This is a genomic window from Vibrio sp. 99K-1 (assembly GCF_013114585.1).
Taxonomy (GTDB): Bacteria; Pseudomonadota; Gammaproteobacteria; order Enterobacterales; family Vibrionaceae; genus Vibrio; species Vibrio chagasii_B.
The window spans coordinates 106,663-124,436 of the sequence record NZ_VTXF01000004.1 but is presented as its reverse complement, the minus strand read 5'-3'; the positions used below and the strand labels follow the sequence as shown (position 1 = coordinate 124,436).

Sequence of the window (17,774 nt, the reverse complement as noted above, 5' to 3'; positions counted from 1 at the left end):
ACCGCTCTTATATAGGAAAATTAATAATGAAAAAAACTATATTGTCTCTATTGATTTCAGGTTCAGTAGTATCCCCAATGGCGTTAGCAATGGCTCCGAATACCGATCTTAATTTAATGCCGTACCCACAAACGGTTGAACTACAAGCAGGGCAAGTAAAGGTCGACGGTAACTTCAAGGTTTACATCAAAGGCTTTAATTCTGATCGTGTTGAGTATACGGCGAAACGCTTTGTCGACCGTTTGGTACGCCAAACTGGTATCCCGATTCTGAATTGGCAGGTTGATAGCGCAGACCAAGCAAACCTGATCATTGATATTGACGCGGCACCAAAGTCTGAAATTCAGAATATCGACTCTGAAGAGTCTTATAAGATTACCACTCAGGGTGAACAAATCACGTTGAGCGCACCAAGCCCTTACGGCGCTATTCACGGTATCGAAACCCTTTTACAACTGGTTGAAACGACAGCGACTGGCTACCATATTCCTGCCGTTACAATCGTCGATGAACCTCGCTTCCGCTGGCGTGGTGTTTCCTACGATACTTCTCGTCACTTTATTGAATTTGATGTGTTGATTCGTCAGCTAGATGCGATGGCTTCTGCGAAAATGAACGTGTTCCATTGGCACTTCTGGGACGACCAAGGTATCCGCATTCAAACGGAATCTTGGCCGCGTCTATGGTCAGAAACCACCGACGGTGATTACTACACCAAAGACCAAGTTCGCTACCTAGTTGAGTACGCTCGTAACCTTGGTATTCGTGTGATTCCAGAAGTCTCCCTGCCGGGGCACTCTTCTGCTGTAGCGCACGCTTACCCACGCTTGATGTCGGGTGGCGAAGGTCAAAGCTATGACCAAGAGCGTGGCTGGGGTGTGTTTGAGCCATTGATGGACCCTCTAAACCCAGAGCTTTATGAAATGCTGGGTGATGTGTTTGATGAAGTGACCGAGTTGTTCCCAGATGAGTACTTCCACATTGGTGGCGATGAGCCGAATTACTCTCAATGGATCAATAGCGAAAAGCATCAGAAATTCATCACAGAGAACGGCATTGATGGCGAGCGCGGTTTGCAGTCTTACCTCAACGTAAAAGTTGAGAAGATGCTGGAAGAGCGCGGTAAGAAGATGACGGGTTGGGATGAGATTTGGCATAAAGATCTACCAACTTCTATTGTGATTCAAAGCTGGCAAGGTCATGACAGTATCGGTCGTGCGGCGAAAGAGGGTTACCCAGGTATCCTGTCTACCGGCTATTACCTAGACCAGCCTCAGCCTACGAGTTACCACTATCGCAATGACCCAATGCCAACCGGTATTACGGTTGATGATAAGCTTCATAGTGGCGAGAAGTTCGTGACGTATCAATGGGAGAAGCCACGCTCAAAAGGCGGCCCGCGTAAGGGAACGCTGACCATCATTGAAGCGAAAGACGGTACGTTCCGCGCGTTCAGTGATTACAACGGCAAGTCTCGTGAAGAGATCTACATCCTTGATTATGTGCCGGGCAAAACCTTTGTCGGCCACTTCGATAACTTCATGTCTTACACTGAGTTCAACCTGAACCTAAATCCAAATGGATTCTCAGAGGGCAGCTACCAATTGATTGGTAACGTGCGCTGGCCAACCACAGGTGAAGTGATTGCGAGTAGCGATATTGAAGGTAGTGTCATCCCTGAGCCTAATGGTGGTTACCCTGCTGAGCTTACCGACAAAGAAAAAGAGTTGATTCTGGGTGGTGAGATTACGATATGGCTTGAGAACAAAGACAGCCTCACGGTAGAAAACTACTTATGGCCTCGTAGCTACGCTATTGCAGAACGTTTCTGGTCGGATGCTGAACTGACCGATGAGCGCAGCATGTACAAGCGCATGAAAGCGATGGATACATGGTCGGAAATCTCAGTAGGTCTGCGTCACCACGCGGATGCAGACATGTTGCTAAAGCGTATTGCCAGAGGTCAAGATATCCAAGATCTTCGTATCCTTTCAAAGTACACCGAGCCAGCACAATACTATGCTCGCAACTGGGAGAAGTGGAACTCTACTGAGCCTAAAGGCACTTTGTACAGTCAATACGAGCGCTTAAATCGCTTTGTTGATGCGCTGCCAGTAGAAAGCTACGCAGTGTATGAGATGCAAGATTTGGTGAACGAAGTCGCGACAGGTAATCAACAGGCATTGGAGCAACTTTCAGATCATTATCAGCAAGCAAAATCGGCTGCACTAATGGCGGAAACTATCTTTGCTGCCAATGTCTCTTCGGTAGACACTGTGGTGGTGGCAGAGAAAACGGTCGAAGTTGCAGACTTGGCGTTAACCTTGATTGCTAAAGCGAAAGCGGGTGAGCAAGTTCGAGAAGCAGACGCGAATGCCTACCAAGCTATCCTATCTGATGCTGCGAAGATCTACGATGAATCGATCATTGCGATTGTTCGTCCAACGGAGTTACTGCTTAAGCAGTTGAGTAAGTAAGCATGAGATAACAAGTCGCACGCCAATAAACTCTTCAAACCGCCTTCTATGGGCGGTTTTTTGTTCCTGAATTCAAATAGAGTATGTGTCTAAAACATGATGTAAGCAACTACTCACTATCGGCACTCTTAAGCGTTAGCGTGAAGGTCATTCCTTGTTCTGGGTTGTTCTTGGCAATCAAATAGCCTTGCATATCGCGTACATTGTTGGCGGTGATGGCGAGCCCGAGTCCGAGGCCTTCACCCATTTTTTTGTTGGTGTGGAAGGGTTCGAAAATGGTTTCTAGTTGGTCTTCGGATACGCCACAACCGTTATCTTGAACCTTGATGATGACACGCTCTTGCTCGGTATGAGCACTGATAACAATGGTCGCTGGTTTCTGGTTTTGTGTAGCATCGATGGCATTGCTTAAGAGATTCCCAAGTACTTGTCTAAGTCGCGCTTCTTCTCCCATCACCATTGAAATATTAGAGGCGACACGAACACGAATATCGATACGTTCTAACTCGGCTTGGTGAATGCGTAGGGTTTCTTGAAGTGCGTCTGTCAGTGACACCGGATAAGGTTTTTCCAATCTTTGAAAGGCGAAGGACTTCAGCTGGCTGGTCATGTTGGCCATTCTGTCGATGAGACTCATCACCAGGTCCATGTTCGCTTTCAACATCTTAGTCTCGCCTCTTTCCATCAGTAACTGGTTACTTGAAAGCAGGGTTTTTAGGCCAGTAAGCGGTTGATTGAGCTCATGAGTAATCGCACTCGACATACGGCCCAATGCGGCTAGCTTGCTTGATTCGACTAACTCTTGCTGCGCATCTTTTAGATCTTGAGTTCGCTCTTCGACGCGCAGTTGAAGTGTTTTATTGGCTTCCTGTACCGCGATCTCTGCTTTCTTACGTTTACTGATATCAATCACAGTACACAGGTAATAGGTTGTGGCATGCCAAGGAAAAGGACTAATGGAGAACAACACCGGGAAGTAGCTGCCGTCGCTGCGTCTTGCCATAGTTTCTACGCTGGTGATCTCGGCCAGCTCTTGGTGTTGCTCTAGATTTCTTAATAGCTGTAGCGTAGTTGAGTTCGGGTTACCGGCTTCAAAAAGTTGCCACACTTTTATATTGCTGATCATCGAATCGGATAGGCAGAAGTAGTTTTTCGCCATCAGATTAATGTCGTGGATGTGACCGTGTTTATCGATCAGCACAAGTCCTACGTGTGTCTTGTTGATCATTCCAGACAATCGTTTTTCAGACTCTTCAATCAGCTTTTGGATTCGTAGGTTGCTGAGTTTTTTCTGGCGTCTTTGGTAGAGAATTATCAGCAATAGCATGATGAAAAGACAGCCCACCGCGACGCTCCAACTTATCCAATTAGTGGTTTGATAGAGGCTAGTTAAGGGGGTGAGGTAGGTTAAACGCCAATTAAGATCATCTAATTTGATTGACTGAATTAGGTAATCCTTGCCTTGCAGTCGCCAAACGCGAATATGGGTTTGGTCGTATAATTCGCGTTTGGTGGCAGTAGGCTGAGAATTGAAGGTGTCGTTAAACCAATCCGCACTGAGCTTGTGGTCGCTTGAGAGAAAAAATTGTTCGCGAGGATTCTGAAACAGGACTGCTTCTCCATCGGCAAACCATTGATCGGTCAGCAGTGATAGGTCTATTTGAACCGCAACAATGCCAACCACATCAGAGGCTCGATAAACTGGCGCGGCAATAAAGTAGTCTGGGGTGACGCCTTTGTTTTTGGTCACCACCGAAATCGCCCCTCCTTGCTGGTGGATCTTAGACACAATCGTGTTGGCGTTCTTTTTACTCAGCTTGCTCCTCTCAACACTAGAAACCAGTAAATCGCCCGTATCGGAGAGTAAATACCAGCCTTTGGTATTCGCCGCTTTGTCCAATTGAATGAGCTGCTTTTTGATGCGTTTTTCAAGGCGGTCTTCACCATCGATAAAGCGAACCGTAGTTTCGTCGTTGGTGACTAGGTAGGGCAGATAATAGAAACGTTTTAGGGTTCGCCTTGCTTCAGCGATGTAGCCAAGGAAGCGCTGCTCAGCATAACGTTGCGCTTGTTCAAGTTTCCACTGGCTGATTCCGTTTTTGGTCGTGACCTGCACTAAGCCAATAATTAAACAGGCAAATAGAAATAACCAATATCGATTTTTATTCATTATTCTTGATTAAATCCCTTTAAATTAGTGGTTTAAGGCTGTGTTGTGTTTGCTTTTTGAGCAGGTGGTGAATGAAACAAGTTGAAGCTAACAAACATCATAAAACTGTTAAAGAGGTGTTACTCAAAGTGGGAGCTAGCTCCTTTTCGTCTGCTCGGTTTTTGAATACCGTGGGCGGCATATTTGGTTCAAGTGTTAGGAACAGACCATGCAACGTATAGCTTTGATTGAAGATGATGCGATTGTGCGTCAAGCAACCAGCCAATGGTTACAGTTAGCCGGCTTTGATGTCACTGCGTTTGAGGTTGGGCAAGATGCGTTAAGTGCAGTAAAACAAGGCGATTTTCACACCATCATTAGTGATGTGCGTTTGCCCGATATAGATGGGGTAGAGCTGCTTGGACGTTTTAAAAGTTTGGTGCCAGAAGTCCCTGTTATTTTGATCACCGGGCATGGTGATGTTGATATGGCGGTAAAGGCTTTACATCAAGGCGCCTATGATTTCATCGAGAAGCCATTTGATCCTGAACGCCTTTCCCAAACTGTCTCTGAAGCGGTCGAGAAGTATCAAAGCAGCCAAGACAGAGTTAACCGCCAAAGCTACTTAAATAACCTAAAAGGCATTGAGCAGGTTCTGATTGGTCGCAGCAAGGTGATGTGCGAGCTGCGCGAACAGATACAGAAGGTGGCTTCTATAGATACTAATGTGATCATCTACGGTGAAACTGGCTGTGGCAAAGAGTTGGTCGCTTCTTGCTTGCATGAGTTTAGTGAGCGTAAAAGATCCCCTTTTGTGCCGCTCAATTGTGGTGCCATTCCAGAGAACTTGTTTGAAAGCGAACTATTTGGACATGAGGCTGGAGCGTTTACCGGAGCGGCTAAACGACGCATTGGTAAGCTTGAATTTGCTGATAAAGGCACGGTTTTCCTTGATGAAATCGAGAGCATGCCGTTGTCTATGCAGGTCAAAGTGTTACGCACCTTACAAGATAATGTGGTTGAACGCGTGGGTGGCAACCAGCAGCAACATGTTGATTTGAGGGTAGTATCTGCCTCGAAATGTGACTTGTTGAATCACCCAGACTTTCGCCAAGATCTGTTCTATCGCTTGAACGTTGCCCAGCTGCACTTGCCACCGCTTAGTGAGCGTGAAGATGACGCTTTGATCCTTTTTGAACACTTTACCCAAGAAGCGAATAGCGAAACTCGAGTGGCCAGTGAAGCCGATCGCCATGCACTATTGTCGTATTCGTGGCCGGGCAATGTACGTGAACTGCGCAATGTTGCGATTCGTTTTGCGCTGGATGAAAGTTTAACGGTGGGAGACATATTGGCGTGTCGTCCTAACTCAGTAACGGAATCTGCGACAGCGGGTATTCCGCTGGCGGTTCAGGTGCAGAGCTTTGAGCGAAAAGTCATTCATGATGCGTTGGTGCGTTATCAAGGGCGCATTAATGACGTGATGCAAGATTTGGATTTACCTCGTCGAACACTGAACCAAAAAATGGTGCGCTATGGGCTGAATCGAAGTGATTATGTCGATTCTTAGTGATCAATCTGACTGTAATGCTTATTGAAGATTAGTAAGCAATAAATGGCTCACTCTGTATTTGTGATTTTATGAATACCGGTCACATTTGATAACTAAAGTGTGATGTGACTGGCTTTATATAGATGTTAATGCCCATTTTGAATGAGCAAAAAATGGCTCATGATATCTGCATCGAATAAGCAATAATCCGCCTATTATTATTGTTATTTTTATTTAAATTTAATTAAATCAATAACTTAATTTTTGGCATTGTGCTTGCTACCTAGCAGTTGTTGTTAACAAAACTATAACGTGAATAACTCTACATGGAGAGTAACAATGAAATACAACAAGCTAGTTAAAACTTTAGCAATCGCAATGGCATCTATTGGCCTTATCAGCAACGCCTCCGCTCAAGAAGAGCGCAGCTACATCTTAGCAACAGCTTCAACTGGGGGGACTTACTACCCAGTAGGCGTAGCGTTGGCGACATTGAGTAAAGTTAAGCTTGCGCCGAAGCAGCACTTTTCTTTGGCGGCTATCAGCTCTGCCGGGTCGGGTGAGAACGTCAAACTATTGAATGAGAACGAAGCCCAGTTTGCTATCTTGCAAGGTTTGTACGGTGCATGGGCTTGGCAAGGTTTAGGGCCATACGAGAAGTCGGGCAGTCAAACCCAACTGCGTTCAGTCTCTATGCTGTGGCAAAACGTAGAGCACTTTATTGTTCGGTCAGACTTGACTGAAACAGGCACCATGAGCGATTTAGAAAACCTCAACGGCAAGAAGTTTTCGATTGGTAAGAAAAACTCAGGTACAGAAAATTCAGGTCGTCAGATCATGCAGGGCCTGTCGGTGAACCCAGAACAATTTAAACTTGCCTTTATGGGTTACGGCGGTAGCGCGAGCGCATTACAAAACGGCACCATTGACGGCATGAACACCCCAGCGGGTGTGCCTGTGGGCGCGGTAACTCAAGCGTTTGCAGCGCTGGGTGAAGACATTCAAATTCTGTCGTTTACCGATGAACAGATCAAACAAGCGAATGGCGATTACAACATCTGGACCAAGTACGAGATCCCTGCCAACACCTACCCAGGTGTTGATAAGCCGATCACCACAATCGCTCAACCTAACTTCCTAGCGGTTCGTGAAGATATCTCAGAAGAAGATGTCTACCAGCTAACCAAAGCTATCTATGAAAACCTACCTTTCCTACAAGGTATCCACAAAGCAACTAAAGCCATGGCGCTTGAGAAAGGGATTGCAGGCCTTCCTGTTCCACTTCACCCGGGCGCAGCACGTTATTACAAAGAAGTGGGCATCGAGCTTCCTTCTGAGCTGATCGTCAACTAATGGCTTTCGTCGGCTAACTGTTTTAGTCGATCCACCATCTTTAATTGCTTAACCGCTAGGTGCACGTTCAGGTTGTGAATGGGTTCGTGCACCTGCTTATTTTATGGATTTTCTCTGCGCATTTTGTTGTGGAGAGCAGGAGTTTTCTATGAGCGATTCGCTGCAGCAGGAACTGAAAAAATTTGAATTGCCGACCCGAACGGATTTTCCTTGGGTGGGTAAAGCGATAACAACTATGGGAGTGATCCTCTCCCTATTACACATTTGGTTTAATACTTTATCTACCTTGCCTGAGCTTTGGATTTCAGCGACTCACTTTGCTGGTTTCGCGATCATTTGTGCGCTTTGGTATCCCGCTCATATCTCGCTGAAAAAGAGCAAGGTGGCTCTTGCTGTCGATATCGGGATTGCATTGGCAGCATTGGCTTGCCTTATCTATATCCCCTTTGCAGAGGATGCCCTTTATGAACGAGGCGTGAAGTTCATCGCCAGTGACTGGTTCTTCTCTATCTTGGCGATTACCATCGTTATTGAGCTGATTCGTCGTACCATGGGTTGGTTTATTCCAGTACTCATTCTAGTGTGTTTGAGCTACGTGGTGCTTTGGGGGCAATGGACCAGTGGCATCTTCCACTTTCCTGGTTTGAGCCTTGAGACACTGCTTTACCGAAGCTTTTATTCATCGGAAGGGATGTTCGGTTCTATCTCTAGAATCAGCTGGACCTTCGTGTTCATGTTTATCCTATTTGGTGCTTTTTTAGTACGCTCGGGGGTTGGTGATTACATTATTGATGTGTCTCGCGCTGCGGCGGGCAAAGTGATTGGTGGCCCAGGCTTTATTGCGGTGATTGGTTCTGGTTTGATGGGCTCGGTGTCTGGTTCTAGCGTAGCCAATACGGTGTCGACGGGCGTTATCAGTATTCCTCTGATGCAAAAAGCGGGTTTCCCTTCACGCTTTGCTGCTGGTGTGGAAGCGGCTGCATCGACGGGCGGTCAGTTGATGCCACCAGTGATGGGTGCAGGTGCTTTTATCATGGCGTCTTACACACAGATCCCTTATGTCGACATCATTGCGGTTTCTTTCTTGCCAGCGCTTATCTACTTCTTATCGGTGGCGTTTTTCGTGCGTATTGAAGCGAAGCGTAGCGGTGTACAAAAAGTCTCTTCGGGTTGTGAGCCTCTATTAAAAGTACTCTTGTCCGGTTGGCATAACCTTATCCCACTGGCTGTTCTGGTGACTCTGTTGGTACAAGGCTTTACGCCAACATACGCTGCGGGTATCTCAATCATCTCAGTCGTTGTCGCTTCGTGGTTCTCTAAAAATCATAAAATGGGACCAAAGGCGATCATCGAAGCGCTTTCTCAAGGCGCAAAAAATATGGCGACCACTGCGGTATTGTTAGTGGGCATTGGCCTCGTTATCAACGTGATCAGCACCACGGGCATTGGTAACACCTTCTCATTGATGATCAACAGCTGGGCCAATGGCGACTTGTTGGTGATGATAGCCTTAATCGCACTGGCATCTTTGATTCTCGGTATGGGCCTGCCAGTAACCGCGGCTTACATTGTGTTGGGTACTCTGTCCGCTCCAGCCTTGTACAAGTTGATTGCTGAAAGTCAGTTGCTTGACCTGTTGGTTTCGGGTCAGTTACCTGAACAGGCGAAAGCGATTTTCATGTTGGCAGCGCCAGAAAAACTGGAACTACTGAATGCGCCAATGGCTCTTGAAACAGCCAAAGAGCTAATAGCGTTAGTGCCGGCTGATTTTGTGGAAACGCTGCTTGAGCAAAGCTTAGGCTTGGAAGCGATCAGCCTTGCTCTGCTCTCTGCACACTTGATTATTTTCTGGCTATCGCAAGACAGCAACGTGACGCCACCGGTTTGTTTAACCGCATTTGCAGCCGCGACCATTGCTAAAACGCCGCCAATGAGAACGGGCTTAATGGCATGGAAGATCGCTAAAGGCCTGTACTTGGTGCCACTACTTATCGCTTACACCAACTTGGTAAGTTGGGATGTGACCTCGGTTTTAGTGACTGGCGGCTTTGCTATTATTGGCACTTATGCGTTTGTTGCAGCGATTGAGGGTTACTTAGAGAGTGAAATCAATCTTGTGCTACGCGCGGTATTGATTGCCTTAGGTGTGGCTTTGGTTTGGCCTGATGTGTCAATCGTGATTCGCTTGGTAGGTGTGGCACTGTTTGTTGCTATCTTCATCTACAGCGGTCGTAAGTACGATATCAATCAAGTGAAAAAGCAGTCGGATGAAGAGCAAAAGTCTTTGTCTCAAACCGAGCCTGACACTGTCGCTTCTTCCCTATAATTTAAAGGACTGAATGTAGGAACATTATGAACTCAATATACGACTATATTATCGTTGGTGGTGGCATTGTTGGCGTGTCGACGGCATGGCAACTGCAACAAGCTCACCCTGATAAAAGTATCCTTTTAGTCGAAAAGGAGCGTGGCTTTGCGCAGCATCAAACGGGTCACAACAGTGGCGTGATTCACGCTGGTGTTTACTATGCTCCGGGTAGTTTAAAGGCGGATTTTTGTAAGCGTGGCGTTGAGCGCACTATCGCCTTTTGTCGCCAACATGATATCCCCGTTGAAAACTGCGGTAAGTTGTTGGTCGCGACCAACGAACAAGAAGTCGAGCGCATGAACGCGCTCTATCAGCGTTGTCACCATAACGATATTGATGTCGATTTGTTGGACCAAGCGCAGCTCAAACTGGCCGAGCCAAACATCACGGGCTTGGGCGCGATTTATGTCAAAACCACCAGTATCGTCGACTACAAAAAAGTCACCGAAGTGATGGCTCAAGAGTTTGTGGAGGCTGGTGGTAAGCTCAGCTTAGGGACTGAAGTTATCTTGGCGGATGAGCAAGATGACGAGGTGCAATTGACCTGTAAAGTGGACGGGCAGACCTTGCAACTCAACAGTCGATTCTTGATCACTTGTTCGGGTTTGATGGCTGATAGAATGACCAAGATGCTTGGTATTGAAACCGACTTCCAAATCGTCCCTTATCGCGGTGAATACTATCAGCTTGATCCTAAACATAACCAAGTGGTGAACCACCTGATCTATCCGATCCCTGACCCTGAACTGCCTTTCCTCGGCGTCCATTTAACACGCATGATTGATGGCTCGGTAACGGTAGGACCTAACGCGGTTCAAGGGTGGAAGCGAGAAGGTTACGGTAAGCTTAATTTTAGCGTTAAGGATACTTTGCAGATGCTGAGCTTTACTGGTTTTTGGAAGGTGACGGCTAAGCACCTAAAAACCGGTTTGGTTGAGTTTAAAAACTCGTGGTGGAAGCCGGGATATCTAAAGTTGGTTAATAAGTACTGCCCAAGTATCACTGTGTCTGACTTCAAGCCATACCCTGCAGGTATTCGTGCTCAAGCGGTACTCAAAGATGGTACCTTGGTTCATGACTTCCTGTTTGCGGAGAGCCCAAGAAGCTTGCATGTGTGCAATGCACCATCGCCAGCAGCGACCTCAGCGATGCCTATTGGCGAATACATTTGTGGCAAGATAATGCGTAAAACAGCCAGTTAAATCGCCCTAGCCTCAGCAATAAAAAAGACCATCTTGATGATGGTCTTTTTTTATCAGCCGCTTACTAAATAGCAAGCACGCTACACTATAGGCAATAGAGTGAGCTACGGCTGCGAACTGCTACCTCTTCACCGCTGTAACTGTCATAGATGTGGATATCAGGCTCCGCTTTTAGGTATCGAGCAGGGTTCTTTACTTCTCGCATCTTGATGTAGTTTTTGTTTGGTGAGACTCGCTCAATCGCTTCGACTCGAAAGTAGGTGTTTGGCTTCGCGAGTATTTCTGCTTCATCTGGTTTGAACGTATACGCGTTAATGGCGCGACCTGCCGACTTGAGTTCAATTTTGAATTGAGCAGCAGAAGCACCTTCATAAACACCGGCTGAAGAAAAGTTCTTGGCGACACTTGGTAGAGTCGATGTCGACAAAAATGCTTTCTCATGCAGAATATCACCCACGTTGAGTTTATCGAGTAGGGCGTTCTTGATGGATGAGCCACGATAAACCGTACCTTTGTAGTTAGGCAGTTTATTCATGACATTTCGCATGTGGAATACGCGTGATTTCAATGTACGGCCAAACATTTCGGATAAGTAACCTTCAGGCTCTCCCGCTCTCATGTATTCATTCACCACATCATGGTCAACTCGGCCGTAATTCTTAATGGCAGAGTACTCTTCACTGATCATCTTTTTTTCAGCTTTTACATGGTGTGTCGTTGCCCAATCCATCAGGTCATCCGCAATTTGTTGTTGCGCCTGATAGGAGAGTGAACGCCCTTTAAACTCTGGAAACTCCTCACTTTGTGCCGAAAAACTTGTCAATAAAGAGAGGCAAAGCCCCCAAATAAATTTTTTCATTGCTTGATCCTTAGCTTATGTACAAACGAGAGAGTGCCAAAATGACGCTTCTACCTCTTCGCCTGAATAGAGGTTATATTTCTGAGTATTTTTGACGGCAGGTGCCTTCACCGTTTCCACGCCGATGTAGGTATGGGTAGAGGTTCGCTCTATCTGGGTGATTCGAAAGTGTGCATTTGGCGCAAACAGAACCTCTGCTTCTTTGCTGTATTCCGAAAGCCCTGCAATGGTGTGACCCCCTTGATTGATCTTGACTTCAAACAGGACTCGCTTGAGCCTTTGCGGGGAGTTGGGATGCACTACCGAAAAGCGCTTAGCGACTTCTGGGAGAGTAGAAGTTGAGGTAAACGCTGGCTCGACCAACACGTCCCCTTCTTCGAGCTTATTAAGTAAAGATTGTTTTACCCAAGTCCCTCTATAGGCGGTCCCTTTGTATTTTGGCAGCTTGTTGAGGGCTGATTTAACCGTGCGAATGTAATGCCTCGCATCTGCTCCCGCGACACCCCATGTTGAGGTGTCAGTCGCCCTTAGGTAGTCATTAGCGGTCTGATAGCCAGAAATTGAAAAGTCTTCCACCGCTTCCTTTTCATTGGCAGTTATGAAGGAGTAGCGCCAACCATTGGAAGCCTTTGACCAGTCTTTGAAGTCTTCTGCTAGCTGGGTCACCTCTTCCTCTGAACGGTTTGGCTGTTTGAGCACATCAAACGGTTGAGAGAAGGCAGTAAAACTCAGACAACAGAGCAGTAATAAAAAATGAGTATTCATAGTGTCCGCCCTTTATTGGTATTGATAGCTGTTAGGGCTTAAATCACATGGAATGCCGAAAGTGTTCTGATTGATGACGGCATACTTCAGAGCCCCAAACATATTGAGCTGTTGGCGAGTGACGGCGTCGTACCATTCTGAGATAGGCGAAATCCAATACAGGTCATCATCAGCCGCAACATCAAGCAGTGCGCTCTTAAGGTATGGGTAGTAAATCATGCAGCTACGGCCCGGTTTATCGGTAAAGTTTTCGTTTGTATTGCTTAACTTATCGAGCTTTTGATTGAGTTCAGACGTTGGGTTAAAGATGGCATCGATGGAGCGCTCAATGCGCGCATCGTAGCTATCAGGGATGATGTCTGAAATCAGGTAGCGCATAAGGTGAGCAGGCAGCATCTCTGAAAACAAAGCGGTGACTTCCCCTTCCCCAGAGGCGTAGTGCCCAGTAGAGATATGCTGAGAATGGATGATCGATGTATAGCGCTGGAATTGGCCCACTTGTGAATGTAGCCACTCAACTCCGTTGCTGTCGGAGACACTGATCGCTTCAGCAAGACGAGTTTTTACGATCCCTTTCGCGAGTTGCAGCGTGTTGCCTTCCAGATGAGCAAGATCCAGTGAGGACGATTTCAGTGCGGAATAAATCAGTGGTGCATTTTTTTGAAGATCAATGCTTCCTGGGTAAGTGAAGCTATAAAATTCGACAGCTCTCTTAGCTTGCCACTCGCTCTCTAGCGCAGCAGTAATCAAGCCACCAAGCTTTTGATAGCGCTTCGAGTGCACATAGGCGCCTTTGCCTGAGTAGTTTGCGTGCCAATTGTTGATGTAATGCAGCGACGCTTGTCGTGAAAGGTTCTCTCTTTGAAGGTAAGACAAGCTCCACCCAGCACATGCGCTACCGCCACCACATTCACCTTCAAGCATTGCGCTTGAGTCCAGTAACCAGTGATAAACCTGTTGTTTGTCGAATTCGGCTTGCTGTTTTAGACGTTGCTGCGTAGAAAAGTCCAACAGCTGTTGCTCCAACCAACGCTCCTCAGCTTCGGCATTCCAGCCATGATCAATTAGGTTACTGAGTGAATCGAAAAGCACGCGTTTTACTGCTTCTTTGCTTGGCACGGAGATCTGAGCAATCACGGTATCTTCAGATGGAATAAATGGGCGAGTTTCTGCCGGCACCCAAGCGTACTCAACACACCCCCTAAAGTTTGGATCGCCTCCTAGAATGCCAATACGAACGCATTTCTCGTAGCCACTTTGAAGGACGATCTCTTTGTTGCGTATTTCTTGTGTTGTTGCTGGGCGCCCCAGAATACTGCGTGTCATCTCGTCAATGGCGCTGCGCTCTGCTTGTCCCTTGAAGAAATTATGCATGGTGTCGACCGAGCCTGAACGGAATAGTCGCTCTATGGCGATATCACCTTGTGTGAACATATCTCTTTGCAGCTTACTCATCAGCAGATTGGTATGGTTATCTGCCGTTTCAATGATCTGTGTTTTGGCTGCAAGTGTGCGAGCATACAGCTGTTGAACTGCAGCTTGATCAAGCCCTTCAATTTGACCTGTTCGTAACTCATTCAGTTTGGCAATGGCTTGATCTAGCAGGTTCTGCTGACAGTGCTGAAGTTTGGCCAGAGCGCGGTTTGCTTGGCGTTTGGAAGGTAATGCTGGTGGCAGGGAATTACTCTCTTCAATATCATGATCAGGATAAAGGTCTGCCAGTACTCGAGTTTCCTCGTTACAGCTAGCGGCAATGTCCGATGCAAACAGTCGAGAGTCTTTATGGTCGAGAACCAGTTGGCTAAAGATGGCCTTGCGGAGCTCGTGATCGACCGCGGTGATCAGCTCTTCCGCCATAATGGTCTGAGCCTTTACCACTTCTTGATAATGTTGTTGGTATTTGAGGGCAAGATCGGTGGCAAAGCCGCGTGCAACGGCGTTCAACATCGCTTGCTGATCTGAGGCGAGTTCTGCCCAATAAATTTTGTCTCTTAAATCTTGCTGGGTGACGAGATCCTCATGAACGTGATAACTGTAATGGTTACCTGCTGCAATTCTATCCCAGCGACTACTCAAAATTTGGCGGTCGATCTCTCTCGCGGGCAGCTTTAAAATGCCAAACCAATCGACGAGTCCCATTACAGTGGCAAATCGATCGTAAGAGGTACGTGATTCATCTTGGAAGCTAGTTGCGACCTCATTTGCCCAAAGTCCAACGGCAACCGCGTCGCCAATCGGTCCCAGAGCTTCTAATGCACCTTGCGCTAGCCCTGTCGTTGAACGGCCCAAGGTGTCCATCAGCCTTGCTGCTTCCTCCGGTGCTAGCGTAACAGCTGAGGCGGGTCCTGTTTCTAGCAAGGTAGCAGTTTCAGGGAAAACATCACTGGCTTCAGAGAGAGAGGGTTTTAAGTCGACAATGTGCTCTGGCGCTGATGGAAAAAGGTTTTCAGGCGTAATACCTTCACCGAAGGCATCATAGTTTTTCTGTCGGATCTGATGAAAGCTATCGCTGTCCAAGACGTTATATTCGTCGCCGATGTTACAGACCTGAAAGGCATTAACGTTGGATGAAATCATAGCAGTAATAAGTGCTAATCTTTTTAACTTCATAGGTTTATCCTTATTGTTAGTGAAGTTATATGCTTAATTTAGAAAGCAAAAAGCCTCTCCTTGCCGAGATGGAAAAGAGACAGCTAGAGGTTGTGTGTAGGGGTACTTCGAGAAATCGTTTACTCAAATCACCCGGGCAGTGAGATGAGGTTTTCGCTTTGGCGTTGTGATTAGGGGAATTGCCTCCCCCTAATCAGTTTTTATCAAATGCTGTTGAGGTTAACGGTTTAGCTTAAAGGTACTGACTGCTTGCGTGAGCTTTTCAGACAGCGCTATCAGTTCCGAGGCTTTCTCTTGGTTTGATGCCGACAAGTTGTGTGTTTCGCGGGCTTTGTCATTGACGTCAACGATACTCTGATTGATTTCGCCAGCGACAAGAGTTTGCTCTTCAGTCGCTGTGGCTATCTGTGTATTCATGTCTTCAATGACGGTAATAGAGCTCGAGATTTCATTGAGTGAAGCCTGCGCTCTTTTCGCATTTTCCATGGTGACATTTGATGCTTCTCGGTTCGTCTGCATCATGTCCATAGAGCTATTGGCTTCATGTTGAAGTGAAGTAATCACCTCTTGGATCTCGTTGGTGCTCTGTTGAGTTCGGTTAGCTAGGTTACGAACCTCGTCAGCAACAACTGCGAAACCTCGGCCTTGCTCACCTGCTCGCGCAGCTTCAATGGCAGCGTTAAGAGCAAGCAGGTTGGTTTGATCTGCAATGTCCTTGATCACGTCCAGCACGGTGCCAATGCTTGAGGTTTTCTCACCCACGGTATTGATCACATCAGACACTTCCTGAATACCTTGAGAGAGGCTCACAATACTGTGATTCACGGTATCAAATGTTTGATTGCCAGACTGTGCTTCTTGCGCTGCTTGCATCGCTGCTTCTGAAGCTCGGTGGGCGTTTTGCGCAACCTCATCTACAGCGACCGACATTTCGTTCATTGCCGTCGAAGTCTGCTCTAACTGTTCCATTTGCGAAGCGGAACTTGCGTTTACACTATCGGCTGCGTTGGTTATGCCTTCGGCAAAGGTAAACAGGTCGTTCGATGAGTTACGGATGGTCTCAATTGTGGTGCTCAGCTCATTGACCATATCGTTAACCGCAGCATTGATACCAATCGCTTTGCCCTGTTGTTGTTTGATTGCGGTAAAGTCACCAGAGGCCACTTTAGCTACGGTTGCTTCTATTTCGCTTGGCTCTCCACCGAGTGGGCGGTAAACCAAAACTTCAACAACGTAGTACACGCAACCCGCGCAAATAAGCAGTAGCGTCAAAGAGGTGATCAGAGTTTGAGTCAGGTTATCTTTTGAGTCCTGATTAACATTGGTCTCTTTATCCCACGCCCATACACTCCAACCAAGATCGTTGATTTTAGCGCCTGCTGCCAAGAACTCTGTATTCTGATAAACGTACTCGAAGCTCTCTTCTCGCGTGGTGTCTCTGTTCGCAAAAGCTGGGATCTCGTTGAAGATATTTCTACCTATCAAAGACGCGTTTTGTGCGGCTAAGATAAAGCCATCTTCACGAGTGACGAAGATTTTATTATTTGTGGTGAGTTGCTCGGTGAATCTGGTCAGGTCTTCAACCAGGATGTTTAGAGCAACAACGCCGACAATCTTGCCTTGTTTGTAGATAGGCGTTGCTAGAGACATTACTTGGTCACCGGTTGACGCCAGGTAAGGACGAGTAATGATTTTGTCCTCGCCACTCATTGCTTTCAAAAACCATTCGCGTTGTTTGGTTTTGGCATTAAAGTTTTCGATGATGCCATTGGTTTTTGACGAGTAGGAAGTGCCATCCGCTAGAGAAAAGTAGATGTTAGTAACCTTGGTTGAGCTCATGGCACTATGGAGCGTTGTGATTGCCCGTGATGTGTCGACTTGACCACGCTCATCGAAAGACAGCCCATTGCTCACTACTTTCAAAATATCAAAGTAGCGATTAATTTTTTGTCCGATAGTATCTGCGATAAGTTGAGATTTATATCCCAACTGTTTTTTATAACTTACGGTCGACGAAGTCTCGAAATTCTTCCAGCTTAAAAAGCTTGTCGTCATGATTAACATGACTGTTAGCCCCATAATAGAAAGCATTATTTTTAGTTTAGCACTCATAACTTGTTCCAATATAAGCAGTGTTGATTATTTTTAAGATTTCTTATAATTCAGACGAATGTCCGAACTTTAAATAATATAACACTTATAAAATTCACGTATAAGCTTGGTTTATTTGTGAATAATATACATCTAATTAATATATGCAATATTTATTAAATGCATTGATTACTTATTTATTTGGTGTATCGAGTGTTTGTTTTTATTGAACCAATATCCCAGAATCAAACTGGTCTTACTTGCTGATTTTATTGCTTATGCCTTGGTGTGTATGGGGTTGCTCGTTGATTGTTGCCCTTAATTAAAATAAGGTTATGGCATTTGTTT

General features: G+C 46.3%; 10 protein-coding genes. 5 read left to right on the top strand and 5 right to left on the bottom strand.

The genetic code is table 11. The features are described 5' to 3' along the window. Window positions 1-26: 26 nt before the first annotated feature. Entirely contained in the window at window positions 27-2,477 is a 2,451-nt protein-coding gene (locus tag F0228_RS04590; protein ID WP_171761945.1) for a family 20 glycosylhydrolase, read from the top strand. 109 nt (window positions 2,478-2,586) lie between these two features. On the opposite strand, the gene F0228_RS04585 is transcribed toward F0228_RS04590, so the two are convergent. After that, window positions 2,587-4,650, bottom strand: coding sequence for an ATP-binding protein (locus F0228_RS04585; protein WP_171761975.1), 2,064 nt, complete (start codon window positions 4,648-4,650; stop codon window positions 2,587-2,589). A 205-nt stretch (window positions 4,651-4,855) separates the two neighbouring features. Here F0228_RS04585 and F0228_RS04580 point away from each other — a divergent pair, with 205 nt between their 5' ends. The 4 genes from F0228_RS04580 to lhgO all read left to right on the top strand — a co-directional run bounded on the left by F0228_RS04580 (window position 4,856) and on the right by lhgO (window position 11,101). Beyond that, window positions 4,856-6,196, top strand: a complete 1,341-nt coding sequence (locus F0228_RS04580; protein ID WP_171761944.1) for a sigma-54 dependent transcriptional regulator — start codon at window positions 4,856-4,858, stop codon at window positions 6,194-6,196. Between the two features lie 321 nt (window positions 6,197-6,517). Next, a complete protein-coding gene (locus F0228_RS04575) occupies window positions 6,518-7,531 on the top strand; it encodes a TAXI family TRAP transporter solute-binding subunit (RefSeq protein ID WP_008216106.1) in 1,014 nt (337 codons plus the stop codon). 148 nt (window positions 7,532-7,679) lie between these two features. Next, window positions 7,680-9,857, top strand: a complete 2,178-nt coding sequence (locus F0228_RS04570) for a TRAP transporter permease (protein ID WP_171761943.1) — start codon at window positions 7,680-7,682, stop codon at window positions 9,855-9,857. A 26-nt stretch (window positions 9,858-9,883) separates the two neighbouring features. Next, window positions 9,884-11,101, top strand: coding sequence for an L-2-hydroxyglutarate oxidase (gene lhgO, locus F0228_RS04565; protein ID WP_171761942.1), 1,218 nt, complete (start codon window positions 9,884-9,886; stop codon window positions 11,099-11,101). A gap of 85 nt (window positions 11,102-11,186) precedes the next feature. Here the strand turns inward: lhgO and F0228_RS04560 are convergent, their stop codons facing one another. The 4 genes from F0228_RS04560 to F0228_RS04545 form a co-directional block, all read right to left on the bottom strand. Continuing rightward, a complete protein-coding gene (locus F0228_RS04560; protein ID WP_171761941.1) occupies window positions 11,187-11,960 on the bottom strand; it encodes an ADP-ribosyltransferase in 774 nt (257 codons plus the stop codon). Between the two features lie 15 nt (window positions 11,961-11,975). After that, window positions 11,976-12,725 carry an ADP-ribosyltransferase gene (locus tag F0228_RS04555; protein ID WP_171761940.1) on the bottom strand — a complete coding sequence of 250 codons (750 nt, stop codon included), beginning with the start codon at window positions 12,723-12,725 and terminating at the stop codon, window positions 11,976-11,978. 12 nt (window positions 12,726-12,737) lie between these two features. Further along, window positions 12,738-15,335: a hypothetical protein gene (locus F0228_RS04550; RefSeq protein WP_171761939.1), complete on the bottom strand. Its 2,598-nt coding sequence runs from the start codon at window positions 15,333-15,335 to the stop codon at window positions 12,738-12,740. A gap of 219 nt (window positions 15,336-15,554) precedes the next feature. Continuing rightward, the gene (locus tag F0228_RS04545) at window positions 15,555-17,447 is read right to left on the bottom strand and encodes a methyl-accepting chemotaxis protein (protein WP_061031985.1); all 1,893 of its coding nucleotides are present in this window, start codon (window positions 17,445-17,447) and stop codon (window positions 15,555-15,557) included. Between the last annotated feature and the right edge of the window lie 327 nt (window positions 17,448-17,774).